Annotated in this window: 23 protein-coding genes; 18 read left to right on the top strand and 5 right to left on the bottom strand. The window is 75.4% G+C overall.

Annotated elements, in window-relative coordinates; all coding sequences use genetic code 11:
* Window positions 1-43 precede the first annotated feature (43 nt).
* Window positions 44-1,483, bottom strand: coding sequence for an FAD-dependent oxidoreductase (locus ACTMS2_RS12620; RefSeq protein ID WP_441175528.1), 1,440 nt, complete (start codon window positions 1,481-1,483; stop codon window positions 44-46).
* Between the two features lie 37 nt (window positions 1,484-1,520).
* Window positions 1,521-3,644 carry a molybdopterin oxidoreductase family protein gene (locus tag ACTMS2_RS12625; protein WP_441175529.1) on the bottom strand — a complete coding sequence of 708 codons (2,124 nt, stop codon included), beginning with the start codon at window positions 3,642-3,644 and terminating at the stop codon, window positions 1,521-1,523.
* A 147-nt stretch (window positions 3,645-3,791) separates the two neighbouring features.
* On the opposite strand from ACTMS2_RS12625, the gene ACTMS2_RS12630 reads away from it, so the two are divergent.
* From ACTMS2_RS12630 to glmM, 7 genes are all read left to right on the top strand, one after another.
* Window positions 3,792-4,487 (top strand): class I SAM-dependent methyltransferase, encoded by a 696-nt coding sequence (locus ACTMS2_RS12630; RefSeq protein WP_441175530.1) that lies wholly within the window; start codon window positions 3,792-3,794, stop codon window positions 4,485-4,487.
* 51 nt (window positions 4,488-4,538) lie between these two features.
* Entirely contained in the window at window positions 4,539-4,796 is a 258-nt protein-coding gene (locus tag ACTMS2_RS12635) for a DUF6364 family protein (RefSeq protein WP_088998395.1), read from the top strand.
* The gene (locus tag ACTMS2_RS12640; protein WP_088998396.1) at window positions 4,786-5,079 is read left to right on the top strand and encodes a type II toxin-antitoxin system PemK/MazF family toxin; all 294 of its coding nucleotides are present in this window, start codon (window positions 4,786-4,788) and stop codon (window positions 5,077-5,079) included. Before ACTMS2_RS12635 ends, ACTMS2_RS12640 begins: the two co-directional genes overlap by 11 nt.
* 124 nt (window positions 5,080-5,203) lie before the next feature.
* Window positions 5,204-6,589, top strand: coding sequence for an MFS transporter (locus ACTMS2_RS12645; protein ID WP_441175531.1), 1,386 nt, complete (start codon window positions 5,204-5,206; stop codon window positions 6,587-6,589).
* Window positions 6,590-6,781: 192 nt separating this feature from the next.
* Entirely contained in the window at window positions 6,782-7,225 is a 444-nt protein-coding gene (rplM, locus tag ACTMS2_RS12650) for a 50S ribosomal protein L13 (protein ID WP_088998398.1), read from the top strand.
* Between the two features lie 20 nt (window positions 7,226-7,245).
* A complete protein-coding gene (rpsI, locus tag ACTMS2_RS12655; RefSeq protein ID WP_088998399.1) occupies window positions 7,246-7,710 on the top strand; it encodes a 30S ribosomal protein S9 in 465 nt (154 codons plus the stop codon).
* 110 nt (window positions 7,711-7,820) lie between these two features.
* Complete coding sequence (gene glmM, locus ACTMS2_RS12660; RefSeq protein ID WP_101412773.1) at window positions 7,821-9,176, top strand: phosphoglucosamine mutase; 1,356 nt, start codon at window positions 7,821-7,823, stop codon at window positions 9,174-9,176.
* A 108-nt stretch (window positions 9,177-9,284) separates the two neighbouring features.
* Here glmM and ACTMS2_RS12665 read toward each other — a convergent pair whose 3' ends face one another.
* On the bottom strand, window positions 9,285-10,475 hold the full coding sequence (locus ACTMS2_RS12665) for a pyridoxal phosphate-dependent aminotransferase (protein WP_441175532.1): 1,191 nt from the start codon (window positions 10,473-10,475) through the stop codon (window positions 9,285-9,287).
* A gap of 203 nt (window positions 10,476-10,678) precedes the next feature.
* Between ACTMS2_RS12665 and glmS the strand changes: the two genes are divergently transcribed.
* Entirely contained in the window at window positions 10,679-12,592 is a 1,914-nt protein-coding gene (gene glmS / locus ACTMS2_RS12670) for a glutamine--fructose-6-phosphate transaminase (isomerizing) (RefSeq protein WP_088998405.1), read from the top strand.
* Between the two features lie 66 nt (window positions 12,593-12,658).
* Here glmS and ACTMS2_RS12675 read toward each other — a convergent pair whose 3' ends face one another.
* Window positions 12,659-14,488 carry an alpha/beta hydrolase gene (locus ACTMS2_RS12675; protein WP_441175533.1) on the bottom strand — a complete coding sequence of 610 codons (1,830 nt, stop codon included), beginning with the start codon at window positions 14,486-14,488 and terminating at the stop codon, window positions 12,659-12,661.
* Between the two features lie 71 nt (window positions 14,489-14,559).
* Window positions 14,560-14,856, bottom strand: a complete 297-nt coding sequence (locus ACTMS2_RS12680; RefSeq protein WP_441175534.1) for a type VII secretion target — start codon at window positions 14,854-14,856, stop codon at window positions 14,560-14,562.
* Window positions 14,857-15,031: 175 nt separating this feature from the next.
* On the opposite strand from ACTMS2_RS12680, the gene ACTMS2_RS12685 reads away from it, so the two are divergent.
* The 10 genes from ACTMS2_RS12685 (at window position 15,032) to tsaD (ending at window position 23,714) form a co-directional block, all read left to right on the top strand.
* Window positions 15,032-15,400 (top strand): holo-ACP synthase, encoded by a 369-nt coding sequence (locus tag ACTMS2_RS12685; RefSeq protein ID WP_088998407.1) that lies wholly within the window; start codon window positions 15,032-15,034, stop codon window positions 15,398-15,400.
* Window positions 15,401-15,451: 51 nt separating this feature from the next.
* A complete protein-coding gene (locus ACTMS2_RS12690) occupies window positions 15,452-16,921 on the top strand; it encodes an NAD(P)H-hydrate dehydratase (RefSeq protein ID WP_441175535.1) in 1,470 nt (489 codons plus the stop codon).
* Between the two features lie 120 nt (window positions 16,922-17,041).
* A complete protein-coding gene (alr, locus tag ACTMS2_RS12695) occupies window positions 17,042-18,160 on the top strand; it encodes an alanine racemase (protein ID WP_441175536.1) in 1,119 nt (372 codons plus the stop codon).
* Window positions 18,157-19,248, top strand: coding sequence for an alpha/beta fold hydrolase (locus tag ACTMS2_RS12700; RefSeq protein WP_441175537.1), 1,092 nt, complete (start codon window positions 18,157-18,159; stop codon window positions 19,246-19,248). The genes alr and ACTMS2_RS12700 overlap by 4 nt, the downstream gene beginning before the upstream one ends.
* Window positions 19,245-19,727, top strand: coding sequence for a tRNA (adenosine(37)-N6)-threonylcarbamoyltransferase complex ATPase subunit type 1 TsaE (gene tsaE / locus ACTMS2_RS12705; protein ID WP_441175538.1), 483 nt, complete (start codon window positions 19,245-19,247; stop codon window positions 19,725-19,727). Before ACTMS2_RS12700 ends, tsaE begins: the two co-directional genes overlap by 4 nt.
* A gap of 60 nt (window positions 19,728-19,787) precedes the next feature.
* The gene (gene ung / locus ACTMS2_RS12710; protein ID WP_441175539.1) at window positions 19,788-20,489 is read left to right on the top strand and encodes a uracil-DNA glycosylase; all 702 of its coding nucleotides are present in this window, start codon (window positions 19,788-19,790) and stop codon (window positions 20,487-20,489) included.
* Window positions 20,490-20,572: 83 nt separating this feature from the next.
* Entirely contained in the window at window positions 20,573-21,424 is an 852-nt protein-coding gene (locus ACTMS2_RS12715) for a maleylpyruvate isomerase family mycothiol-dependent enzyme (protein ID WP_441175540.1), read from the top strand.
* Between the two features lie 58 nt (window positions 21,425-21,482).
* Window positions 21,483-22,160 carry a tRNA (adenosine(37)-N6)-threonylcarbamoyltransferase complex dimerization subunit type 1 TsaB gene (tsaB, locus tag ACTMS2_RS12720; RefSeq protein ID WP_121399839.1) on the top strand — a complete coding sequence of 226 codons (678 nt, stop codon included), beginning with the start codon at window positions 21,483-21,485 and terminating at the stop codon, window positions 22,158-22,160.
* 55 nt (window positions 22,161-22,215) lie between these two features.
* On the top strand, window positions 22,216-22,671 hold the full coding sequence (gene rimI / locus ACTMS2_RS12725; protein ID WP_441175541.1) for a ribosomal protein S18-alanine N-acetyltransferase: 456 nt from the start codon (window positions 22,216-22,218) through the stop codon (window positions 22,669-22,671).
* A complete protein-coding gene (gene tsaD / locus ACTMS2_RS12730) occupies window positions 22,668-23,714 on the top strand; it encodes a tRNA (adenosine(37)-N6)-threonylcarbamoyltransferase complex transferase subunit TsaD (protein ID WP_441175542.1) in 1,047 nt (348 codons plus the stop codon). Before rimI ends, tsaD begins: the two co-directional genes overlap by 4 nt.
* Window position 23,715: the final 1 nt, after the last annotated feature.

The following is a 23,715-nucleotide window of genomic DNA, read 5'->3' on the forward strand; positions in this document are numbered from 1 at the left end:
GGCACCGTCGCACTGAGCCTGCTGATTCGCTCGCTCCGCTCGCTCATCGCGCCACCTCCACCGATTCCACCTCGGACAACCAGTCGACGATGCCGGCGACGGCGTCCCGGCAGCCGCCGCATCCCGTACCGGCCCGGGTCGCGGCGACCACGGCGTCGACCGTCCGGGCCCCGGAGCGCCAGCAACCCACCAGCGCCCCCTTGCTGACGTCGTTGCACCGGCAGACGGTCGCCGCGTCCGGCATCAGCGCCGGGGTGGCGGCCGGCGCTGCTGTCGCCGCGCCGAACGACCGGCCGAGTAGCAGGGAACGCCGGTCGGCCGGCACCGGCTGGCCCCGGTCGAAGAGCTGGATGACCGTGCCGACCGCCGGGTTGTCGCCGAGCAGGATCGCGGCGGTCAGCCGCTCGTCGCGGATGCGCAGCCGGGCGTACGTGCCCCGGGCCGGGTCGGCGAAGGTCAGCTCCTCGCCGGTCCCGCCGTCGCCCGGGTCGCCCATGGCGGCGAGGTCGATGCCGGCCGCCTTGAGCCGGGTCACCGCAGGCCGGGGCCGGTAGCGGGCGCCCGGGTCCTCCCCGGTGAGCAGTTGCGCCACCACCCGGGCCTGCGCCCAGGCCGGGGCGACCAGCCCGGTGAGGGCACCGTCGTGCTGGGCGCAGTCGCCGATCGCCGAGATCCGCGGGTCGCTGGTGCGCAGCCGGTCGTCGACCAGCACGCCCCGCTCGACGGCCAGCCCCGCCGAGGCGGCGAGGGCGGTGTCGGGGCGTACCCCGCAGGAGAGGACCAGCAGGTCGGCGGCGAGCGAGCGACCGTCGGCCAGGTCGAGGCGTACCCCGTCGGCGTCCGCGACCACCTCCGTGGCCGACACGGCCAGGTGGGTGGTCACCCCGAGGCCCGCGAGGGCGTCGGCCAGCACGGCCGCGCCGGCCGGGTCGAGCTGCCGTTCCATCAGGTACGGCACCGGGTGCACCACCCCGACGGCCAAACCCCGGGCGGCGAGCCCGCGGGCCGCCTCCAGCCCGAGCAGCCCGCCGCCGAGCACCAGGGCGCTGCGCGCGCCGTCGGCCACGGCGAGGATCCGCCGGCAGTCGTCGAGGGTGCGGAACGGCACCACCCGCTCCGGCAGCCCGGGCCCGGCCAGCCCCGGCAGCGGGGGTACGACGGCCCGGCTGCCGGTGGCGAGCACCAGATGGTCGTACGCGACGCGGTCGCCGTCGTCGGTGTGGACGGTCGCGGCGGCGCGGTCGACGGCGGTGACGGCCACCCCGCTGCGCAGGTCGACGCCCTGCCCGGCGGCCTCGGCCAGCTCCACGTCCGCCTCGCCGATCCGGCCCGCCAGCAGCGTGGAGAGCATGATCCGGTTGTACGCCCGGTGCGGCTCCGCGCCGAGCACGGTGACCTTGCGGTCCCCGCCCCGGGCGTGCAGCTCGCCGGCCAGCCGGGAGCCCGCCATCCCGTTGCCGACGATCACGACCCGCTCGGTCATGGCCGCGCTACCGGGCTCTGCGGGACGGTTCGCTCGCTCATGGTGCGTCCACCCTTTCCAGCCGGACGGCGCAGATCTTGAACTCCGGCATCCCGGAGACCGGGTCGACGGCGTCGTTGGTGACCGAGTTGGCCCGCGCGGCGCCACCCCAGTGGAACGGCGCGAAGACGGTGTCCGGCCGGATGGCGGTGCTGAGCCGGGCCGGCGCGCGCAGCTCACCCCGGCGCGAGACCACCCGCACCGGCTCGCCGTCGCCGATGCCGAGCCGCCCGGCCAGGTCGGGGTGCAGCTCGACGAAGGCGTCCGGGGCGGCCCGGCGCAGGGCGGCGACCCGGCGGGTCTGGGTGCCCGACTGGTACTGGGCGAGCACCCGGCCGGTGGTGAAGTGCAGCGGATACTCGGCGCACACCTCCTCGGCCGCCGGCCGGTGTTCGACGGCGTGGAAGCGGGCCCGCCCGTCCGGGGTGGCGAAGCGGTCGGCGAAGAGCCGGGGGGTGTCCGGGGCGTCCTCGGCCGGGCAGGGCCAGAAGACGCCGTCGTGCGCGTCGATCCGCTCCCAGCTCACCCCGGCGTAGTCGGCGGTCCCGCCGGCCGAGGCCCGCCGCAGCTCCGCGAACACGACCCGCGGGTCGCTGGCGTCCGAGTCGCCGGCACCACCCCGGAGGCGGGCGGTGAGGTCGGCGAGGATCTCCAGGTCCGTACGGACGCCCGGCGGCGGCGTACGCAGGGCGCGGCGGCGCAGCACCCGGCCCTCCAGGTTGGTCATCGTGCCGTCCTCCTCGGCCCACTGGGCGGTGGGCAGCACCACGTCGGCCAGCGCGGCCGTCTCGGAGAGCAGGAAGTCGGCGACCACCAGCAGGTCGAGGTCCCGTAGCCGGCCCTCGATCCGGGCCGCCCGGGGCGCGGAGACCACCGGATTCGAGCCGAAGACCAGCAGCGCCTTCGGCCCGGCGGGCGTGCCCAGCGACTCCAGCAGCTCGTACGCCGGCACGCCCGGCCCGGGCAGGTCCTCGGCCGGCACCCCCCAGACCCCGGCGACGTGTTCCCGGGCGGCCGGGTCGTCGATCCTGCGGTAGCCGGGGAGCTGGTCGGCCTTCTGCCCGTGCTCCCGGCCGCCCTGTCCGTTGCCCTGTCCGGTGAGGCAGCCGTAGCCGGAGCCGGGGCGTCCGGGCAGCCCGAGGGCGAGCGCCAGGTTGACGAAGCCGGTGACGGTGTCGACGCCCTTGGCGTGCTGCTCGGCGCCGCGCGCGGTCAGGATGATCACGCGTCCGGCGGTGCCGAGGGCCCGGGCGGTCGCCTCCAGGTCGGCCACCGGCACCCCGGAGAGCGCCTCGGCGCGGGCCGGCCACCAGCCGGCCACGCTCCGGCGGACCGCCTCGAAGCCGGTGGTGCGGTCGGCCACGTACTCCCTGTCGATCCAGCCCTCGGTGAGCGCGATGTGCAGCAGCGCGTTCGCCACCGCCAGGTCGGTGCCCGGCAGGGGTTGTAGGTGCAGGTCGGCCAGCCGGGCGGTGGCGGTGACCCGGGGGTCGACCACGATCAGCCGGCCGCCGCGTTCGCGCTGCTCGGTGAGCCAGCGCACGAGCGGGGGCATGGTCTCCGCCGGGTTTGCGCCGACGAGCAGCAGCGTGTCGGCCCGGCCGAGGTCGGCCAGGGGGAACGGCAGTCCCCGGTCGATGCCGAAGGCGCGCGTGCCGGCCGCCGCCGCCGAGGACATGCAGAACCGTCCGTTGTAGTCGATGTGCTTCGTGCGCAGCGCCACCCGGGCGAACCTGCCCAGCGCGTACGCCTTCTCGTTGGTGAGCCCGCCGCCGCCGAAGACGGCCACCGCGTCGCGGCCGTGTCCCTCCTGGACGGCGCGCAGGCCGGTGACGATCCGATCGAGGGCGGCGTCCCAGCTCGCCGGGCGCAGGCCGCCCCCGGTCGGGTCCCGCAGCAGCGGGGTGGTCAGCCGCTCAGGGTGGTCGAGCAGTTCGGCGGCGGTCCAGCCCTTCTGGCAGAGGCCGCCCCGGTTGGTGGGGAACCGCCGGGGGAGCACCGTCACCCGGTCGGGCTCCTCGCGCAGCGTCATCCCGCACTGGAGGGCGCAGTACGGGCAGTGCGTCGCCACCTCCCGGGGCGTGCGCCCCGGTCCGGTCGCCGCGTGTGCACCGTCTGTCATGTCGGCAAAGCGTGCCGGGGGGCGATTTCCGGTCCGGGTCCCGTTTGTTTCGGTCCTGTCAAGAGCCGCTCACACCGCACGGGGGCGGCGGATCGGCTCGCGGGGGTCTACAATCTGGGAAATCAGTCCTATATTTCGGGAGACACGATGGACGTGGCCGAGGTCTTCGACGCGGTGGCCGGCAGCTACGACGAGGCCCGCCGTCGCCTGGTGCCCTGCTTCGACGCCTTCTACGGCACCGCCGTCGAGGTGGCCGCGCCACCGTTGCGCGCCGCGCTCGCCGCGGGGCGTACCCCCGAGGTGCTGGACCTGGGCGCGGGCACCGGGCTGCTGTCGCTGCTGCTCGCCGCGGCGGTGCCCGGGGCCCGGCTGACCCTGGTCGACGCCGCGCCGGCCATGCTCGCCGTCGCCGCCGACCACCTGCGCGCCCGCGGGGTGGCCCACCGGACGGTCCTGGCCGACCTGGCCGACCCGCTGCCGGCCGGCCGCTACGACGCGGTGGTCAGCGCGCTGGCCGTGCACCACCTCGACGACGCCGGTAAGCGCGCGCTCTACCGCCGGGTGCCGGCGGCGCTGGCGCCCGGCGGCGTCTTCGTCAACGCCGAGCAGGTCGCCGGCCCCACGGCCGCGCTGGACCGGCGCTACCACGAGGTGTGGCTGGGGCAGGTCGCCGCGCTGGGCTCCGACGCCGACGAGATCGCCGCCGCCGAGGGCCGGATGGCGTACGACCGGCCGGCCCCGGTCGACGCGCAGTGCCGCTGGCTCGCCGAGGCGGGCCTGGTCGACGTCGACTGCTTCTTCAAGCAGTGGCGGTTTGCCGTGTTCGGCGGCCGGCGCGAATAGCGGGCCGCGGCGGGATGACTGCCGGTCATACCGCTGGGTAGTCTGCTCGGCATGACTGCCAAGGTGACCCTGTCGTTCTCGGACGAGACGATCGAGGAGGCCCGGCGGTTCGCCAAACGCGAAGGGCTCTCCCTCTCGGCGTGGATGGACCAGGCGGCCCGCGAGAAGGCGCTGCGCGAGGTCTTCACCGCGCACGCCGCCGCCGTCGGCCGGGCCGGTCTCGACCTCGAAGCCGCCGCCCTCGCCGACGCCCGCGAGGTGGGCATGGTCGACGACGTGCTCTTCGGCGGGCGCCCGCGTGCTGCGTAGGGGCGAGGTCTGGCGCATCGACGGCGCCCGGGAACGGCTCGGGCTGGTGATCAGCTCCGACGTCTACAACTCCACCGACGTGCCGATCGTGATCGTGGCCGAGGTGGTCGAGGAGGCGCTGCTGCGCGACTCGCCCCTGGCGGTGCGGATGGGCGCGTACGTGGTGATGCCCGACCGGCTCTCCTCGCCGATGAAGAAGTGGTTCACGGAGTGCGTGGACGTCGCCGACACCGAGACCATGCTCCGGGTCGGTCGGGCGCTGCGTATCCTCCAGGAGCTCTGACATCTCACGGGCCGCACCCGCCCGCGGTGCGGTCTCCGTTTCCGGCCCGACCCGCGACGGGCACGGTCGGGTAATCCACGGTTCCTAGCGTTCCTCCAGGTCACACCGACGAGGAGGAGTCGCCGTGAGCACACTGGCCCCCACCGCACCCCTGGCCGAGGCCGCCCCGCCGGCCGCCGGCCGCCGGCGCCGCATCGACGACTGGCGGCCCGAGGACCCGGACTTCTGGCGTACGACCGGGGCGCCGATCGCCCGCCGCAACCTCTGGGTCTCGATCTTCGCCGAGCACGTCGGCTTCTCCGTGTGGAGCCTCTGGTCCGTCACGGTGCTCTTCCTCGGCCCCGAGTACGGCATCGACCCGGCGGGCAAGTTCCTGCTCACCGCCGTGCCGGCCGCCCTCGGGGCGGCGCTGCGGCTGCCCTACACGCTGGCCGTGGCGCGCTTCGGCGGACGGACCTGGACGATCGTCAGCGCGCTGCTGCTGCTCGTCCCGGCCGTGCCGATGACGGTGCTGCTGGAGCCCGGCGTCTCCTACTCCACCCTGATGGTGCTGGCCTGCCTGACCGGCGTGGGCGGGGGCAACTTCGCCTCCTCGATGGCGAACATCAACCTCTTCTACCCGTCTTGGCTCAAGGGCCGGGCCCTCGGGCTCAACGCCGGTGGCGGGAACCTCGGCGTGCCGGCGGTGCAACTGGTCGGCCTGGCGGTGCTGGCGACGGCGGGCGCCGCGTACCCCCGCCTGGTGCCGGCGGTCTACCTGCCGCTGATCGTGCTGGCCGCGCTCGCCGCGGCGCGCTGGCTGGACGACGTCCCGGGGGCGCGCAACGAGCCCGGCGCGCTGCGCGAGGCCGCCCGCGATCCGCACACCTGGATCATGTCGCTGCTCTACGTCGGCACCTTCGGCTCGTTCATCGGCTTCGGCTTCGCCTTCGGCCAGGTGCTCCAGCTCCAGTTCGCCGAGCGCTTCCCGACCCCGGCCGACGCCGTCTGGCTGACCTTCCTCGGCCCGCTGATCGGTTCGCTGGTCCGGCCGGTCGGCGGGCACCTCGCCGACCGCCTCGGCGGGGCCCGGGTGACCTTCTGGAACTTCGTCGCGATGGCGGCCGGCGCCTCGCTGGTGCTGTACGCCGCCCGCGAGCGGTCGTTCGGGCTCTACCTGCTCGGCTTCCTGTCGCTCTTCGTCTTCTCCGGCATCGGCAACGGCTCGACGTACAAGATGATCCCGGCGATCTTCCGGGCCCGCGCGACGGCCGACGTGGCGGCCGGTCGGCGGGAGGCGGCCCCGGCGCAGCGCTGGGCCGTGCGGATGACCGGCTCGCTCATCGGTGTCGCCGGGGCGGTCGGGGCCTCCGGCGGGGTGCTGGTGAACGTCGCCTTCCGGCAGTCGTTCCTGACCCGGGGCAGCGCGGACGCGGCGTACGTCGCCTTCATCGCCGCGTACGCGGTCTGCCTCGCGGTGACGTGGCTGGTCTATCTGCGGCCGGGAGCCCACCGGCCGGCCGGGGAGTGAGCCCCGCCGGGTATCCTCGGAGGGCCAGGCGGGGGCGGTACCCCGTTTTGACCTGCCGACGGGGCGGCGGGTATCGTTGCCTGCTGTTGTACGACATCCAGAGGCGTGCCGCCTGAGGTACGCTTGGTCGTTCGTGCGCGCCCGGTAACCTCGGCGCGCGACCCCAGACCGACGACGAGACAAGGTATACCTGTGCGTACGTACAGCCCGAAGCCGGGTGAGATCGAGCGTCAGTGGCACGTCATCGACGCCTCTGATGTCGTGCTGGGCCGCCTGGCCACCCACGCCGCCACGCTGCTGCGCGGCAAGCACAAGCCGACTTTCGCGCCGCACGTCGACACGGGCGACTTCGTCGTCATCGTGAACGCGGGCAAGGTCGCGCTGACCGGCAACAAGCGCCACACCAAGGTCGCCTACCGCCACTCCGGCTACCCGGGTGGTCTGAAGCAGGTCGGCTACGACGAGCTGCTGACCAAGCGTCCCGAGCGGGCCATCGAGCTGGCCGTCAAGGGCATGCTCCCGCACAACAAGCTCGGCCGTCAGCTCATCAAGAAGCTGAAGGTCTACGCCGGTGCCGAGCACCCGCACGGCGCGCAGCAGCCGGTGCCGTTCGAGATCAAGCAGATCGCGCAGTGAGCGCGGGCGAAGGAAACAGCATGACCGACATCACCGAGACCGAGGTCGCCCCCGAGGCCACCGAGGCGCCGGCGCCCGTCGCCCGCGCGCCGCGTGGTGACCGCCCGATCCAGACCGTGGGTCGGCGCAAGGAGGCCATCGTCCGGGTGCGCATCGTCCCCGGCAGCGGCAAGATCACCTGCAACGGCCGTGACCTCGAGGCCTACTTCCCGAGCAAGGTGCACCAGCAGCTCATCAAGGACCCGCTGGTCACCGCCGAGAAGCCGGAGGCGTTCGACGTCATCGCCAACCTGCGTGGCGGCGGCACCACCGGTCAGGCCGGCGCGCTGCGGCTCGCCATCGCCCGGGCCCTGATCGTCAACGAGCCGGACGACCGCCCGGCGCTGAAGAAGGCCGGCTTCCTCACCCGGGACGCCCGGGTCAAGGAAAGCAAGAAGTACGGCCTCAAGAAGGCCCGCAAGGCTCCCCAGTACTCGAAGCGCTGATCAACAGCTGCACGTTGTACTTCTGACGAACGGCCGGGTTCACCTCCCCTGGATGGGAGGTGGCCCGGCCGTTCGCCTTTCCTGGACCGTTTCATCGGAGGTTGGCGGGTATGGGCCGGTTGTTCGGCACGGACGGCGTACGCGGGCGGGCGAACGCGGATCTCACGCCTGAGTTGGCGCTGGCGGTGGCGGTCGCCGCCGCGCACACGCTCGCCGAGTCGGACCGGAGCCATCCTCCGCTGGCCGTGGTCGGGCGCGACACCCGGGCCAGCGGCGAGATGCTGGAGGCCGCCGTGGTCGCCGGGCTCACCAGCGCCGGCGCCAACGTGGTCCGGGTGGGTGTGCTGCCCACCCCGGCCGTGGCGTTCCTCACCGCCGAGGCCAAGGCCGACCTGGGCGTGATGCTCTCCGCCTCGCACAACCCGATGCCCGACAACGGGATCAAGCTCTTCGCCGCCGGCGGGCACAAGCTGCCGGACGAGATCGAGATGCGGATCGAGGCGGCCGTCGAGGCGAACGCCACCACCGCCTGGAAGCGACCGATCGGCGCCGGCGTCGGCCGGGTGCACGACCTGCTCGACGGCGCCGACCACTACGTGCAGCACCTGATCGGCACGGTGCCGCACCGCCTCGACGGGATCAAGGTCGTGGTCGACTGCGCCAACGGCGCGGCGGCCGAGGTGGCGCCGGTGGCGTACCGGGAGGCCGGTGCCGAGGTCGTCGCCATCCACGCCGAGCCGGACGGGCTCAACATCAACGACGAGTGCGGCTCCAACCACATCGAAGCCCTGCGGGCCGCCGTGGTCGAGCACGGCGCGCACCTGGGCATCGCCCACGACGGCGACGCCGACCGGTGCGTCGCGGTGACCGCCGACGGGGACGAGGTCGACGGCGACCAGGTGATGGCGATCCTCGCGCTCGCCATGCGTGAGGCCGGCACGCTCACCGACGACACCCTCGTCGCCACCGTGATGAGCAACCTCGGCCTGCGGCTGGCCATGTCCGCGCAGGGCATCCGGCTGCTGGAGACCAAGGTCGGCGACCGGTACGTGCTGGAGGAGCTGCGCGCGTCCGGCCTGGCGCTGGGCGGCGAGCAGAGCGGGCACATCGTCATGCCGGCGTACGCCACCACCGGCGACGGCGTGCTGACCGGGCTGCACCTGATGTCCCGGCTCGCCGCCACCGGCAGGTCCCTCGCGGAGCTGGCCGCCGTGGTCACCAAGCTGCCGCAGGTGCTGATCAACGTGCCGGTCGGCGACCGTACGGTCGGCGCTGCCGCGCCCGCCGTCCGGGCCGAGGTCGAGCGCGCCGAGGCGGAGCTGGGGGAGACCGGGCGGGTGCTGCTGCGTCCCTCCGGCACCGAGCCGCTGGTCCGGGTCATGGTCGAGGCGGCCACCGAGCGCGCCGCCCGCGAGACGGCCGAGCGCATCGCCGAGCAGGTCCGCACCGCCAGCCCGACCGCCTGACTTCTCCCGGATGCCCGGGCCCGCCGCTGGCGGGCCCGGGCAGCCGCCTTTTCCGTACCGGCCCGGCGGCGGGTGCCGCGCCGGCCGTCCGCGCAGCCCTCGCGGCGGTCAGCCGGTTGCCAGGCGACGCAGCCGGTCGACGGCCTCGGCCAGCACCTCGGGGCGCTTGCAGAAGGCGAAGCGGACGAGGTGCCGGCCCGCCTCCGCGTCGTCGTAGAAGACCTGGGTCGGCACGGCGACCACGCCGCAGCGCGTGGGCAGCGACCGGCAGAACTCCACCCCGTCCCGGCCGCCGAGCCCGGTGACGTCGGCGGTGACGAAGTAGGTGCCCTCCGGCGCGAGCACCTCGAAACCGGCGTCGGTCAGCCCGCCGACGAGCTGGTCGCGGCGGGCCTGCATGCCGTCGCGGAAGTCGGTGAAGTAGCCGTCCGGCAGGGCGAGGGCCACCGCGACCGCCGGCTGGAGCGGCGCGGCGTTGACGAAGGTGAGGAACTGCTTCACCCGCAGCACCGCCGACACCAGGGCCGCCGGCCCGCTCGCCCAGCCGACCTTCCAGCCGGTGCAGGAGAACGTCTTGCCGGCCGAGGAGATGCGCAGGGTGCGCTCGCGCATCCCGGGCAGCGTGGCCAGCGGCACGTGCGGGGTGGCCGCGTCGGTGAAGACCAGGTGCTCGTAGACCTCGTCGGTCACCGCGTACGCGTCGTGCTCCCGGCACAGCTCGGCGATCAACGCCATCTCGTCGGGGGTGAACACCTTGCCGGTCGGGTTGTGCGGCGAGTTCAGCAGCACGAGCCGGGTACGCGGGCCGAACGCGGCGCGCAGGGCGGCCGGGTCGAAGGCGTACCGGCCGTCGGCGGCGGGACGCAGCGTGACCGGGCGCCGGACCGCGCCGGCCAGGGCGATCGAGGCGGCGTACGAGTCGTAGTAGGGCTCGAAGCAGACCACCTCGTCGCCCGGCTCGCAGAGCCCGAGGATGGCGGCGGCGATCGCCTCGGTGGCGCCCGCCGTCACCACGATCTCGCCGTCCGGGTCGTACTCCAGCCCCCAGAACCGGCGCTGGTGCGCCGCCACCGCCGCGCGCAACGCCGGGACGCCGGGGCCCGGCGGGTACTGGTTCTGCCCGCTGCGCAGCGCCTGCGCGGCGGCGGCGAGCATCTCCGGCGGCCCGTCGGTGTCGGGGAAGCCCTGCCCGAGGTTGACGGCGCCGGTGCGGACGGCGAGGGCGGACATCTCGGCGAAGATGGTCGTCCCGAACGGACGCATCCGGGCCACCAGCGGATCCACGTCGGCGGTCGTCACGCCCGCCAGCCTACGGACTCCCGGCGCGGCTTCAACCCCCTGCCGGGGCCGCCGCCACGCCCGGAACCGGCTCCGACGCCCCCTCCGGCCGGCGGAAGTATGTCACCGAGCGTGTCGATTCCCCTCCGATCGCTCAAGTTCGCTGATCGTTTGGCCGGCTTTCGCGCACGCGTGATGAGTGGAACTAGGTTAGGCTGCGGGTCATGTGTGGAATCGTGGGTTACGCCGGCGCGCGCCCGGCGCTCGGCATCGTGCTCGACGGACTGCGGCGGCTGGAGTACCGCGGCTACGACTCGGCCGGCGTCGCCATCGTCTGCGACGGCGCGCTGCTGACCGAGAAGAAGGCCGGCAAGCTGGCCAACCTGGAGAAGGTGCTCTCCGAGCGGGCCGCCGAGGATCCCACGTCCTGCGCGGCCAGCCCGATCGGCATCGGGGACGGCACCACCGGCATTGGGCACACCCGCTGGGCCACCCACGGCGGCCCGACCGACCGCAACGCCCACCCGCACCTGGCCCCCGACGGCCGCGTCGCCGTGATCCACAACGGCATCATCGAGAACTTCGCGAAGCTGCGCGCCGAGCTGGAGGCCGACGGCGTCCAGTTCACCAGCGACACCGACACCGAGTGCGCGGCGCACCTGCTCTCCGCCGCGCTCGCCGACCTGCGCGCCGCCGGCCACCCCGACGGGCCGCAGCTGCTCGCCGCCGGCATGCGGGTGGTCTGCCAGCGACTGGAGGGTGCGTTCACGCTGCTCGCCGTCGACGCCGCGGTGCCCGGCGCGGTGGTCGGCGCCCGCCGCAACTCCCCGCTCGTCGTCGGGCGCGGCGACGGGGAGAACTACCTGGCCAGCGACGTGGCCGCGTTCATCGAGCACACCCGGGAGGCGGTGGAGCTCGGCCAGGACCAGATCGTCCTCATCACCGGCGACACCATCGAGATCACCGACTTCGCCGGCCAGCCCGCCAGCGGCAAGGACTTCCACATCGACTGGGACTCCTCCGCCGCCGAGAAGGGCGGCTACGACTGGTTCATGCTCAAGGAGATCGAGGAGCAGCCGCAGGCCATCGCCGACACGCTGCTCGGCCGGCTCACCGACTCCGGCGAGATCATGCTCGACGAGGTCCGCCTCAGCGACCAGGACCTGCGCGACGTCGACAAGATCTTCATCGTCGCCTGCGGCACCGCGTACCACTCCGGTCTGGTCGCCAAGTACGCCATCGAGCACTGGACCCGGATCCCGTGCGAGGTGGAGCTGGCCAGCGAGTTCCGCTACCGCGACCCGGTCCTCGACCGGTCCACGCTGATCGTCGTGATCTCGCAGTCCGGGGAGACGATGGACACCCTGATGGCGCTGCGGCACGCCAAGGAGCAGAAGGCCCGCGTGCTGGCCATCTGCAACACCAACGGCTCCACCATCCCCCGCGAGTCCGACGCCGTCCTCTACACCCACGGCGGGCCGGAGATCGCCGTCGCCTCCACCAAGGCGTTCCTCACCCAGCTCGTCGCCTGCTACCTGATCGGCCTGCACCTGGCCCAGGTGCGCGGCATCAAGTTCGCCGACGAGGTGGCCGCCGTGGTGGCCCAGCTCCAGGAGATGCCGGGCAAGCTGCGCGAGCTGCTGGAGCGGATCGAGCCCGTCCGCGAGCTGGCCCGCGACCTGAAGGCCGAGCCGACCGTGCTCTTCATCGGCCGGCACGTCGGCTACCCGGTGGCCCTGGAGGGCGCGCTCAAGCTCAAGGAGCTGGCGTACATGCACGCCGAGGGCTTCGCCGCCGGCGAGCTGAAGCACGGCCCGATCGCGCTGATCGACAAGGGCACCCCGGTCATCTGCATCGTGCCGTCCCCGGTCGGCCGCGGGATGCTGCACGACAAGGTCGTCTCCAACATCCAGGAGGTACGGGCGCGCGGCGCCCGGACGATCGTGATCGCGGAGGAGGGCGACGAGGCGGTCGTCCGCTACGCCGACCACCTGATCTACGTGCCGCGTACGCCGACGCTGCTCGCGCCGCTGGTCACGACCGTGCCGTTGCAGGTCATGGCGGCCGAGATCGCCGCCGCCCGGGGGCACGACGTGGACCAGCCCCGCAACCTGGCGAAGTCGGTCACGGTCGAGTAGCCCGCACCGCCGCGCCACGGGCCCCCGTCCACCCGCCGGTGGGCGGGGGCCCGCCGCGTGCGCGGGTCACCGGCCGAGCACCACCCGGGCCATCCCGTCGAGGGCCGGGTTGCCGGCTTCCCAGTAGCCGGTGTGCCCGTGCCGGCCGCTGGGGAACGTACGCCCGCCGAAGCCCGGGTGGGACGGATCCTGCCCGAACCACAGCTCCCGCTCCGGCGCGCCGAGCAGTGCCCCGATCGCCGGGCCGACCGGCGACGCGCCCAGCAGGGCCCGGCGGGTCAGCTCGTCCGGGGACCGGGCCCACCGGATCACGTCGTCCGGCGCGGTGCTCGCCCAGACCTGCCCGGGCGGCAGGCCCAGCTCGCCCGCGTGCGCGACGTTCACCCCGGGCGAGCCGACGAAGACCAGCGCGTCGGCGGCCAGCCCGTGGTCGCGGGCGGCCGTGCCGACCACCAGCGAGCCGTAGCTGTGCCCGAGCACGGTCTGCCGGCCCGGCGGGTCGTCGTGGGTCGCCCGCAGCCCCTCCTGGAAGCGGTGCAGCGCCGGGCCGGCGTCGCGGGCCTGGCCCGACCACGCCGCCTCGTGCAGGAAGTCGGGCGCGTCGTAGTCCAGCCAGAGCACGGCGGCGGCCTCCTGCCCGGAGTCGAGCGCGCCGCAGCGGGACAGCACCCGGGCGGCCCGACCCAGCTCGCCGGGCACGTCGTGCAGGCCGGAGGTCATCCCCGGCACGTAGGTCAGCACCCGGGCCGACCGGTCCGGGTTGCCCAGCGCCACCACCGCCCGCCCCTCACCGGCTGTGCCCAGCGTCAGCAGGTAGGCCCGGGGCTGCTCGTCGCCGGTCAGGCGGGCGGCCAGCGCGTCCAGCCCCGCCAGGGACTTCCCGACGCGCGCCAGCCCGGCCAGCTCGACCGGCCCGCGCGGCACCCGCTCCAGCAGCCGCCGCCGCGCGGCCAGCAGCTCCTCCCGGCGCACCCCGAGGAGCAACCGGTTGGCCTGGTCCCGGGCGGCCACCGGCACCCCGTCGAGGCGGCCGACCAGCCCCGGCTCGTACGCGACCAGCCACCGGCGCTGCGCCGGGGTGAGCCCTGCCCACCACGCCCGAACCGTGGCCGGGTCGGCGCCGGGTGCCGGGCGACCGGGCGGCGGCACGTCGGCCCATGCCACGCGGGCGCCGTCGGCCAGCGCGTCCAGCCGGGCTGCGGCCTCCCGGTCGGCCGTACCGGCCAGTTCCAGCGCCGCCCGGATCGCCGCCCCCGCCTCGGCCGGGTCCGTCCCGGACCCGCCCGCTCCGCCCGCGCCGGACGCACCGGATACGCCTGCGCCGGTGCCGCCCGCGCCGGACCCGCCGGTTCCGCCCGCGCCGGACCCGGGCGCGTTCGCGCCGGCTGCGCCCGTGTCGGCCCTGCCCGTCCCGGGACGGGCCGTCGTCGGGGCGCGGGCGGGGCCGGCGGTGACCCGGCCCTGGCGGTCCACCAGCAGCCCGGCCGCCTCGGCGTGGGCCACGGCGGCGGCGAGCCGGGCCTTGGCGACGCCCAGCCGGGCGGCGAACTCCGCCAGCACCTGGTCGGCCTCGATCAGGGCGGGGCGGACGGCCGTCAGCTCACCGCGCAGCGCCGCGAGCCGGGCGTCGGCGGCGTCGGCCGCCCCACCCGACCAGCCACCCCGCAGCACCGCCGCGCCGGCGGCCAGCGCGCCGGCCCGGTGGGCCACCGGCTCGGTCAGCCCCCGCCAGGCCGCGCCGGCAGCCCGCCACGCGTCGGGATCGGCCGCCCACAGCTGCCGGTAGGAGACGTGCGCCGCCCGGTGGCCGACGTCCGCCGCCCGGTCGGCGGGGTGCGTCGGGCGCGTCGGAGGCCTCGGGGGTGCCGGGCGCGCCGGATGCCCGGCCCGGGCCACCGGAGCCGACGTCGGGGCCGCCGGACCCGATGCCCCGGCCGCCGGACCCGACGCCGGGGGTGCCGGGGCGGTCACCGGGACAGCGCGGTGAGCCGGCCGGCCGCCCGGTCGTCCACCGTCTCGTACGCCTCGGCGGCCGTCCGGACCGCCCCGGCCGTGCCGGCGACCCGGGCGGCGAGCCCACAGAACCAGGCGTGCACGGCCGATTCCAGCCCGGCCAGCGCCGCCCCGGCCGACCACTGCGGGGCCGGCACCACCAGCCCGGACGCCCCGGCCAGCCCGTGCCCCAGCCGGTACGCGTCGTCGTCGAGCCCGTGCGCGGCCCGGCGCAGCACGTCGGGTCGTACGGTCAACGGCTCCTCGGTCATCCTCGGCCCCCCGCCTCGCGGAAACATCGACGGCTGCGACGCTAGGCGCCGTCCACACCCCGGCGCGTGCCCTGTGGACGACGGCCCCTGCGGCCCACGGCCGGTCGTCCACAGGCGTTGCCGCGCGCGCAACCGGCGGCTAATGTGCGCCCGCCCCCGCCGGTAGGGTGAGCGGGTGATCGTCGCTGTCGGCATCGACGTCGTCCTCGTCGAGCGGTTCGCCAAGGCACTGGCACGCACACCGCTGCTCGCCGACCGGCTCTTCACGGAGGCCGAGCGCCGCACGCGCTCGGGCAACCCGCGCTCGCCCGAGTCCCTGGCGGCCCGCTTCGCCGCCAAGGAGGCGGTCGCCAAGGCGCTCGGCGCACCGGCCGGCCTGAGCTGGCACGACTGCGAGATCGTGCCGGACCCGGACGGCCGGCCCTGGCTGACCGTCTCCGGCACGGTCGCGGCGGCGGCCACCGAACGCGGGGTCAACCGCTGGCATCTCTCGTTGTCGCACGACGGCGGGATCGCCTCGGCGATGGTGGTCGCGGAACGGTGATCGGGGCGGGCCGGTTCGCGGCACGCCGGTAGTCGGACGGGACGGGGTGGCATGAGACAGGTGTGGCGGGTCGCGGACGTACGCGCGGCGGAGGCGGGCCTGATGGCCACGCTCCCCGCCGGGACGCTGATGAAGCGGGCGGCCGCCGGGCTGGCCCGCCGCTGCGCCCTGCTGCTCGCCGAGCGGGGCGGCGTCTACGCCGCGCGGGTGCTGCTGCTGGTCGGCTCCGGCGACAACGGCGGCGACGCGCTCTACGCCGGCGCGCACCTGGCCCGGCGGGGCGCGGCCGTGTCGGCGCTGCTGCTGACCCCCGGCCGGGCGCACGCGGAGGGGCTGGCCGCGCTGCGGGCCGCAGGTGGGCGGATCGTCGACCGGCCGCCGGGGACCGTCGACCTGGTGCTGGACGGCATCGTCGGCATCGGCGGGCGCGGCGGGCTGCGCGACACCGCCGACCAGCTCGCCGCCAGCCTCGTACGGCACTGCGGCCGCGACGGCGCCCCCGCCGCCGTCGTCGCCGTGGACGTGCCCAGCGGGGTGGCGGTCGACACCGGCCACGTGCCGCTGACCGCCTCCGGCCGCCCCAGCGCCGTACGGGCCGACGTGACGGTGACGTTCGGCGGGCTGAAGCCCGCGCTGGTGGTGGGCCCGGCCGCCGCACTCGCCGGCGAGGTGGAGCTGGTCGACATCGGGCTGGAGCCGTGGCTGCGGGGCAGCCCGGCGCTGGGCGTCACCGAGTGGTCGGACGTCGCCGACTGGTGGCCCCGGCTCGGCCCGGCCTCCGAGAAGTACACCCGGGGCGTGGTGGGCGTCGCGACCGGCTCGGCGACCTACCCCGGCGCGGCCGTGCTCTCGGTCGCGGGCGCGCTGGCCGGCCCGACGGGTCTGGTCCGCTACGCCGGCTCGGCGCGGGCCGACGTACTGCGCCGGCACCCGTCGGTGATCGCGACCGGTCGGGTCGCCGACGCCGGACGGGTGCAGGCGTGGGTCTGCGGCTCCGGCCTGGGGACCGGCGAGGAGGCGGCCGGGGAGCTGCGGGCGGTGCTCGCCGCCCCGGTTCCGGTGGTGCTCGACGCCGATGCGCTGACCCTGCTGGTCGACGGCTCGCTCGCCGACCGGTTGCGCAGGCGGGACGCCCCGATCGTGGTCACCCCGCACGACCGGGAGTTCACCCGGCTCTGCGGGGAGGAACCGGGCGCCGACCGGGTGGGCGCGACGCTGCGGCTGGCCGCCTGGATGAACGCGGTGGTGCTGCTCAAGGGCGACCGTACGGTGATCGGCACGCCGGACGGCCGGGCGTACGTCAACCCGACCGGTACCCCCGCGCTGGCCACCGGCGGCACCGGCGACGTCCTGGCCGGGCTGCTCGGCGCGCTGCTCGCGGCCGGGCTGCCCGCGGAGCGGGCGGCGGCCGCCGCCGCGTACCTGCACGGGCTGGCCGGACGGGAGGCGGCCCGGGGCGGCCCGGTGACGGCGCCCGACGTGGCCGACGCCCTGCGCCCGGTCCTCGCCCGCCTGCGCTGATCCGGCCGCACCCTCCACGTCGGCGGTGCCGCGTTTTCGTGCCCAGGGGACGCGGCACCGGCCACGACCGGCTACGCCGGCCTCGGTCGGGGGGATCGGCGCGGAAAGTAGGCTGGGGGCATGTGGCAGGCCGAGGTGCGCGTGGACCTGGACGCGATCCGCGAGAACGTGAGCCGGCTGAGGTCCGGCACCGGCGCCGAGCTGATGGCGGTGGTGAAGGCCGACGGCTACGGCCACGGCATGGTCCCGGCCGCCCGGGCCGCCCTCGACGGCGGGGCCGACTGGCTGGGGGTCTGCACCCTGGACGAGGCGCTCACGCTGCGCCGGGCCGGGATCGACGTACCGGTGCTGGCCTGGCTCCTCGCGCCGGGGCTGCCGCTGCACGAGGGCGTCGCCGCCGGGGTCGACCTCGGCGTCGCCAGCCTGCCCCAGCTCGCCGAGATGGTCGAGGCGGGCCGCGCGGCCGGCCGGCCGGCCCGGCTGCACCTCAAGATCGACACCGGCCTGGCCCGGGGTGGCGCGACCGTCGCCGACTGGCCGGCCCTGCTCGACGCCGCCGCCAAGACGCAGGCCGACGGCCTGGTCGAGGTGGTCGGGGTGTGGAGCCACTTCGTGTACGCGGACTCGCCCGGCCACCCGACCATCGACCGCCAGCTCGCCGTCTTCCACGAGGGGATCGGCATGGCCGAGCAGGCCGGCCTGCGGCCGCGCTACCGGCACCTGGCCAACTCGGCCGCCACCCTCACCCGGCCGGACACCCACTTCGACCTGGTCCGGCCCGGGCTGGCCATCTACGGCCTCTCGCCGGTGGCCGGCGAGCGCTACGGGCTGCGCCCGGCGATGACCGCCCGGGCCCGGGTGATGCTGACCAAGCGCGTCCCCGCCGGTTCCGGCGTCTCGTACGGGCACACCTACACCACCGAGCGGGAGGCGAACCTCGCGGTGGTGCCGCTCGGCTACGCCGACGGGGTGCCCCGGCACGCCTCGAACAGCGGCCCGGTGCAGCTCGGCGGCAAGCGCCGGACGATCTCGGGTCGGGTCTGCATGGACCAGTTCGTGCTCGACTGCGGCGACGACCCAGTGGCCGCCGGCGACGTCGTCACCCTCTTCGGCGACGGCGCCGACGGCGGGCCCACCGCCGACGACTGGGCCGAGGCGGTCGGCACGATCAACTACGAGATCGTCACGCGGTTCGGCGGCACCCGCGTGTCCCGCGTCTACGACGGCGAGCGCCCGTGACGTCCCGCTCCCGCATCCCGCTGCCGCGTACCGGGCACGCCAGGGCGGCCGTCGGCGCCCTGGCCGCCGTCGGGGTCGCCGCCGCCGGGCTCGCGGCCGGCGTCGCCACCGAACGTGCCCTGGTCCGCAAGCTCAAGGCCGACCCCGCCGACCCGTACGCGGGCGAGGTCTTCGGCGACCAGCGGCACGACGAGTCCTTCCGGCTGGAGATGCCCGACGGCACCGACATCCACGTCGAGGTGGTGGAGCCGACCCGCCCCCGGCCCGGCAACCCGACCGTGGTGCTGGTGCACGGCTTCTGCCTCGACATGGGCACCTTCCACTTCCAGCGCAAGCTGCTCGCCGAGCGGGGCGAGCACCGGATCGTCGCGTACGACCAGCCCGGGCACGGCCGGTCCGGGCGGCTGGAGACCGGCGAGTACGACCTCACCGCGCTCGGCCGGACGCTGCGCGAGGTGATCGACCGGACCGCCCCGGAGGGGCCGCTGGTGCTGGTCGGCCACTCGATGGGCGGGATGACCATCATGGCGTTCGCCGAGCTGTTCGGAGAGCTGTTCGGCGACCGGGTCGTGGGCACCGTGCTGATGGCCACCTCGGGCGGCCTGCTCGCCGAGACCAAGCTGGTGGCGCCCGCCCTGCTCGGCCGGGTCGGCGCGCCGGTGCTGCACATGGTCGGCAACGTCACCCGTTACGGCGGCCCGGTGATCGAGCGGGCGCGCCGCTCCACCACCAACGTGGCCTGGCTGCTCACCCGCAAGTACGGCTTCGGCACCCGCCACCCCAGCGCGGCCCTGGTGTCGTACGTCGAGACGATGAACTCCCGCACGTCCGCCGACACGGTGACGCGCTACCTGCGGACGCTGGCCACGCACTCCCGGTTCCCGGCGCTCGCCGCGCTGGCGGACACCCCCGTGCTGGTGGTCGTCGGCGACAAGGACATGATCACCCCCGTGACGCACTCCGAGGAGATCGTCCGGCGGCTGCCGCACGCCGAGTTCGTCAAGATCTCCGACAGCGGGCACGTGGTGATGCTGGAGCACGCCGACGAGGTCAACGCGGCGCTGCTGCGGTTCCTGGAGGCGCTGTGAGCCACGTCGTGAAGCTGCCGACGGTCGAGGACACCCACGAGTTCGGGCGGCGGTTGGCCGGGCTGCTGCGCGCCGGCGACCTGCTGCTGCTGACCGGACCGCTCGGCGCCGGCAAGACCGCGCTGACCCGGGGCATCGGGGTCGGGCTCGGCGTGCTCGGGGACGTCACCTCGCCCACCTTCGTGATCGCCCGGGTGCACCGGCCCGATCCGGCCCGGGGCGGCACGGTGGCGCTGGTGCACGGCGACGCGTACCGGCTGGGGGACGCCGCCGACCCGCGCGCCGAGATCGACGACCTCGACCTGGACGCCTCGGTGGACGAGTCGGTGACCGTGGTGGAGTGGGGCGAGGGCCTGGTCGAGCAGCTCGTCGACGCCCACCTGCGGGTACGCGTCGACCGGCGCGACGACGACACCCGGGTGGTCGAGCTGGAGCCGGTCGGCGGCGACTGGGCGCAGCGCCTGACCGCCCTCGGGTGAGCGCTGTCGTACCGGCTGCCTAGAGTGCGCGGGACGGACCCGACAGGCGAAAGGTTGCCGATGCCCGACGACGCCCCCACCCTGGACCTGCTGGCGCTGCTGCCGGAGGAATGGCGTGCCGTGCTCACCCCGCACCTCGATCCGGCGCGCACCGCCGCCCTGGCCGAGTTCGTCGCGGGGGAGTACGCGACCCGCACCGTCTTCCCGCCGGTCGAGGACCTCTTCTCGGCCTACCGGCTGTGCGCGCCGGCCGACTGCCGGGTGCTGATCCTCGGGCAGGACCCCTACCACAAGGCGGGGCAGGCGCACGGGCTCAGCTTCAGCGTGCGCGAGGGCGTGAGCGTGCCGCCCTCGCTGCGCAACGTCTTCAAGGAGTTGGGCGAGGATCTCGGCGTGCCGAAGCCGCGCGGCGGCAACCTCAGCGGCTGGGCGGCGCAGGGCGTCCTGCTGCTCAACTCGGTGCTGACCGTCCGCGAGGCGACGCCCGGCTCGCACGCCAACCGGGGCTGGGAGGAGTTCACCGACGCCACCATCCGGGCGCTCGACGCGATGGAGTCCCGGGTGGTCTTCCTGCTCTGGGGCGGCTACGCGCGCAAGAAGGCCGCCCTGGTCACCAACTCGCAGCACGTGGTGCTGGAGGCCGGGCACCCCAGCCCGATGAACCCGCGTGGCTTCCTCGGCAGCCGCCCGTTCAGCGCCGCCAACAAGGCGCTCGCCGACGCCGGCCTGCCGACCGTCGACTGGGAGCGTTCCGCCGGCTGACAGCTGCGCACTTTCGCGGTCACCGGGCGGTGACCGTCCGTTGTAGCCTGTGCCTCGAGCGGTCGGCGAGCCGGGAGGCGGCGATGGCGGCGACGGTCAGCGCAGAGCGGTGGCGGGTGGCGCGGACGGCGCTGGCGGACCAGACGGACCGTTTCCTCGACCTGGTTCGCGCCACCCCGGCGGACGCCATGGCCACCGCCCACTGGTCGGTGGCCGACACGCTCGCCCACGTGGGCTCCCTCGCGTGGTACTACGTGTGCCTGGTGGACCCGGAGCATCCACCCCTGCCGGTGCCGGGTCTGCTCCGGCAGCTCTCCGACGTCACCGTCGACACGGTGGCGGACTTCAACGACGTGCTGCTGCGGCACCTCACCGAGCGCGAGCCCCAGGCCCTGGCCGACCGGTTGCGGGCCGACGTGGGGCGGCTCCTCCTCGCCTGCGAGGGCCGGCGCCCCGACGAGACGGTGCCCTGGCTCGGCGGGGCCCGGGTGCCCCTCGCCGGCCTCTGCGCGCACCTGGTCAACGAGCTGCTCATCCACGGTCACGACGTCGCCCGCGTCGCCGGGCGGCCGTGGTCGCTCCCCGGCCGGGACGCCGCGCTGTTCATGGAGCTGTTCGTGGCCGGGGTGGTCCGGCACGGCTACGGGCGGCTGATCGACGGCGGCGCGCCGCCGAGCGAACGCCCGGTCGTGGTCGAGTTCCGCTCGGCGTACGCGGCCCCGGTCCGGCTCCTGCTGCACCGGGGGCGGATGACGTTCGCCGACCCCGACGCCCGGCCCGACGCCCGGATCGACCACGACCCCGGCACGCTCAACCTGATGATGTTCGGCCGGGTCAGCCGGGCCCGGGCGGTGCTCACCGGCAGGGTGCGCGTCAGCGGGCGGCGCCCCTGGCTGCTGCCGGGCTTCCTGCGCAAGTTCCGCACCCCGAGCTGACCGTGCCCGCCCGCGCCGCCGGACGGGGTGTGACCGGGGGCGACTAGGCTGGCTTACCGTGCTCGTACTGGTGGTGGACAGCTCGACCCCCGCGGTGACCGCGGCGCTGGTGGAGGTCGCGGCGGACGGCGTGGCGACCCGCGCGCACCGCTGCACGGTCGACGCCCGCGCCCACGGTGAACTGCTCGCGCCGCAGGTCGACGCCGTGCTCACCGAGGCCGGCGCCCGCCCGGCCGACCTGGGCGCGATCGTCGCCGGGCTCGGCCCCGGCCCGTTCACCGGGCTGCGGGTGGGGCTGGTCACCGCCGCCACCATCGGCCAGGTGCTGGGCGTCCCGACGTACGGTGTCTGCTCGCTGGACGCCATCGGCCACCCGGCGGCCGCCGGCGAGCCGGTGCTGGCGGCGAGCGACGCGCGCCGCCGGGAGATCTACTGGGCGGTCTACGACGGTGCGGGCCAGCGGATCGTCGGGCCGGAGGTGTCCGTGCCGGCGGTCGCCGCCGAACGCGCCCGCGGCCTGGCCGTCACGGCGGCGGTCGGCGACGGCGCGCACCGGTACGCGGACGCGCTCGGCCTGCCTGTGCGCGACGAGCCACGCTACCCGGACGCGGGCGTGCTGGCGACCCTGGCCGCCGAGCGCATCCGGGCCGGCGCCCCCTCGGAGGCGCTCACCCCGCTCTACCTGCGCCGCCCGGACGCCGTGGCGGCGACCGCCCGAAAGCCGGTCCTGCCGTGAGCGCGAGGAGTGAGCCGGGTCTGCGAGCCCCGCAGTCGCGAACCGAGGTGACGCCGTGAGTGTCCGCCTGGAGCGGTTCCGGTGGTGGCACGTCGACGAGGTGCTGCCGATCGAGGCGGACCTGTTCGGTGCCGAGCAGTGGTCGGCGGCGATGTTCTGGAACGAGCTGGCCAACGGGCACTTCTACCTGGTCGCCACCGACGACGGCGAGGTGCTCGGCTACGCCGGCCTCGCCGTGGCACCGCCCGACGAGGCGTGGGTGCAGAACGTCGCGGTGCGCCGGGACGCCCAGCGGCGCGGCGTCGGCCGGCTCCTGCTGGAGGCGCTGCTCGCCGAGGCCGCCCGGCTCGGCGCCCGCAGCACGCTGCTGGAGGTCGCGGCGGACAACGCCCCCGCCCAGAAGCTCTACGCGACGTACGGCTTCGAGCCGATCGGCGTGCGGCGCGGCTACTACCAACCGAGCAACACCGACGCGCTGGTCATGCAGCGCAGCGCAGGATGTGAGCGATGACTGACGAACCCCTGATCCTCGGCATCGAGACCTCCTGCGACGAGACCGGGGTCGGCATCGTACGCGGGCACACCCTGCTGGCCGACGCGCTCGCCTCCAGCGTCGAACAGCACGCCCGCTTCGGCGGTGTGGTGCCCGAGGTGGCCAGCCGGGCCCACCTGGAGGCCATCGTGCCGACCATGCAGCGGGCGTTGACGGAGGCGGGGGTGACCCTCGCCGACATCGACGCGATCGCGGTCACCTCGGGGCCGGGGCTGGCCGGTGCGCTGCTGGTCGGGGTGGCCGCCGCGAAGGGCTACGCCATCGCCGCCGAGAAGCCGGTCTACGGCGTCAACCACTTGGCCGCGCACGTCGCCGTGGACACCCTGGAACACGGCCCGCTGCCCGAGCCGGCGATCGCCCTGCTGGTCTCCGGCGGGCACTCCTCCCTGCTGCTCGTCGACGACCTGGCCCGGGGCGTCACCCCGCTCGGCGCCACCATCGACGACGCGGCCGGCGAGGCGTTCGACAAGGTGGCCCGGCTGCTCGGGCTGCCGTTCCCCGGCGGTCCGTACATCGACCGGGAGGCCCGGGCCGGCGACCCGGCCGCCATCGGGTTCCCGCGCGGCCTGACCGCCGCCAAGGACCTCGCCGCCCACCGCTACGACTTCTCCTTCTCGGGGCTGAAGACGGCGGTGGCCCGGTGGGTCGAGGCGCGGCAGCGGGCCGGCGAGCCGGTGCCGGTCGCCGACGTCGCCGCGTCCTTCCAGGAGGCGGTCTGCGACGTGCTGGTACGCAAGGCGCTGGATGCCTGCCGGGCCAACGGCGTCGAGACGCTGGTGATCGGCGGAGGCGTGGCGGCGAACTCCCGGCTGCGGGCGATGGCCGAGCACCGCGCCGCCGCGCACGGCATCCGCGTCCGGGTGCCCCGCCCCGGGCTCTGCACCGACAACGGCGCGATGGTCGCCGCCCTCGGCTCGCACCTGGTCGCCGCCGGTGTCGCGCCGAGCCGGCTGGACCTGCCCGCCGACTCCGCCATGCCGCTGACCACGGTCAGCGTGTGAA

Source organism: Micromonospora sp. SD12 (assembly GCF_052068495.1).
Lineage (GTDB): Bacteria > Actinomycetota > Actinomycetes > Mycobacteriales > Micromonosporaceae > Micromonospora > Micromonospora echinofusca.

Coding starts and splice junctions, on each gene's coding strand:
- glmM (WP_101412773.1), top strand. CDS start 7,821: ATGGGCCGGTTGTTCGGCACGGACGGCGTACGCGGGCGGGCGAACGCG.
- alr (WP_441175536.1), top strand. CDS start 17,042: ATGTGGCAGGCCGAGGTGCGCGTGGACCTGGACGCGATCCGCGAGAAC.
- ACTMS2_RS12620 (WP_441175528.1), bottom strand. CDS start 1,483: ATGACCGAGCGGGTCGTGATCGTCGGCAACGGGATGGCGGGCTCCCGG.
- ACTMS2_RS12630 (WP_441175530.1), top strand. CDS start 3,792: ATGGACGTGGCCGAGGTCTTCGACGCGGTGGCCGGCAGCTACGACGAG.
- ACTMS2_RS12635 (WP_088998395.1), top strand. CDS start 4,539: ATGACTGCCAAGGTGACCCTGTCGTTCTCGGACGAGACGATCGAGGAG.
- glmS (WP_088998405.1), top strand. CDS start 10,679: ATGTGTGGAATCGTGGGTTACGCCGGCGCGCGCCCGGCGCTCGGCATC.
- ACTMS2_RS12690 (WP_441175535.1), top strand. CDS start 15,452: ATGAGACAGGTGTGGCGGGTCGCGGACGTACGCGCGGCGGAGGCGGGC.
- ung (WP_441175539.1), top strand. CDS start 19,788: ATGCCCGACGACGCCCCCACCCTGGACCTGCTGGCGCTGCTGCCGGAG.
- ACTMS2_RS12715 (WP_441175540.1), top strand. CDS start 20,573: ATGGCGGCGACGGTCAGCGCAGAGCGGTGGCGGGTGGCGCGGACGGCG.
- tsaD (WP_441175542.1), top strand. CDS start 22,668: ATGACTGACGAACCCCTGATCCTCGGCATCGAGACCTCCTGCGACGAG.
- ACTMS2_RS12680 (WP_441175534.1), bottom strand. CDS start 14,856: ATGACCGAGGAGCCGTTGACCGTACGACCCGACGTGCTGCGCCGGGCC.
- rpsI (WP_088998399.1), top strand. CDS start 7,246: ATGACCGACATCACCGAGACCGAGGTCGCCCCCGAGGCCACCGAGGCG.
- ACTMS2_RS12625 (WP_441175529.1), bottom strand. CDS start 3,644: ATGACAGACGGTGCACACGCGGCGACCGGACCGGGGCGCACGCCCCGG.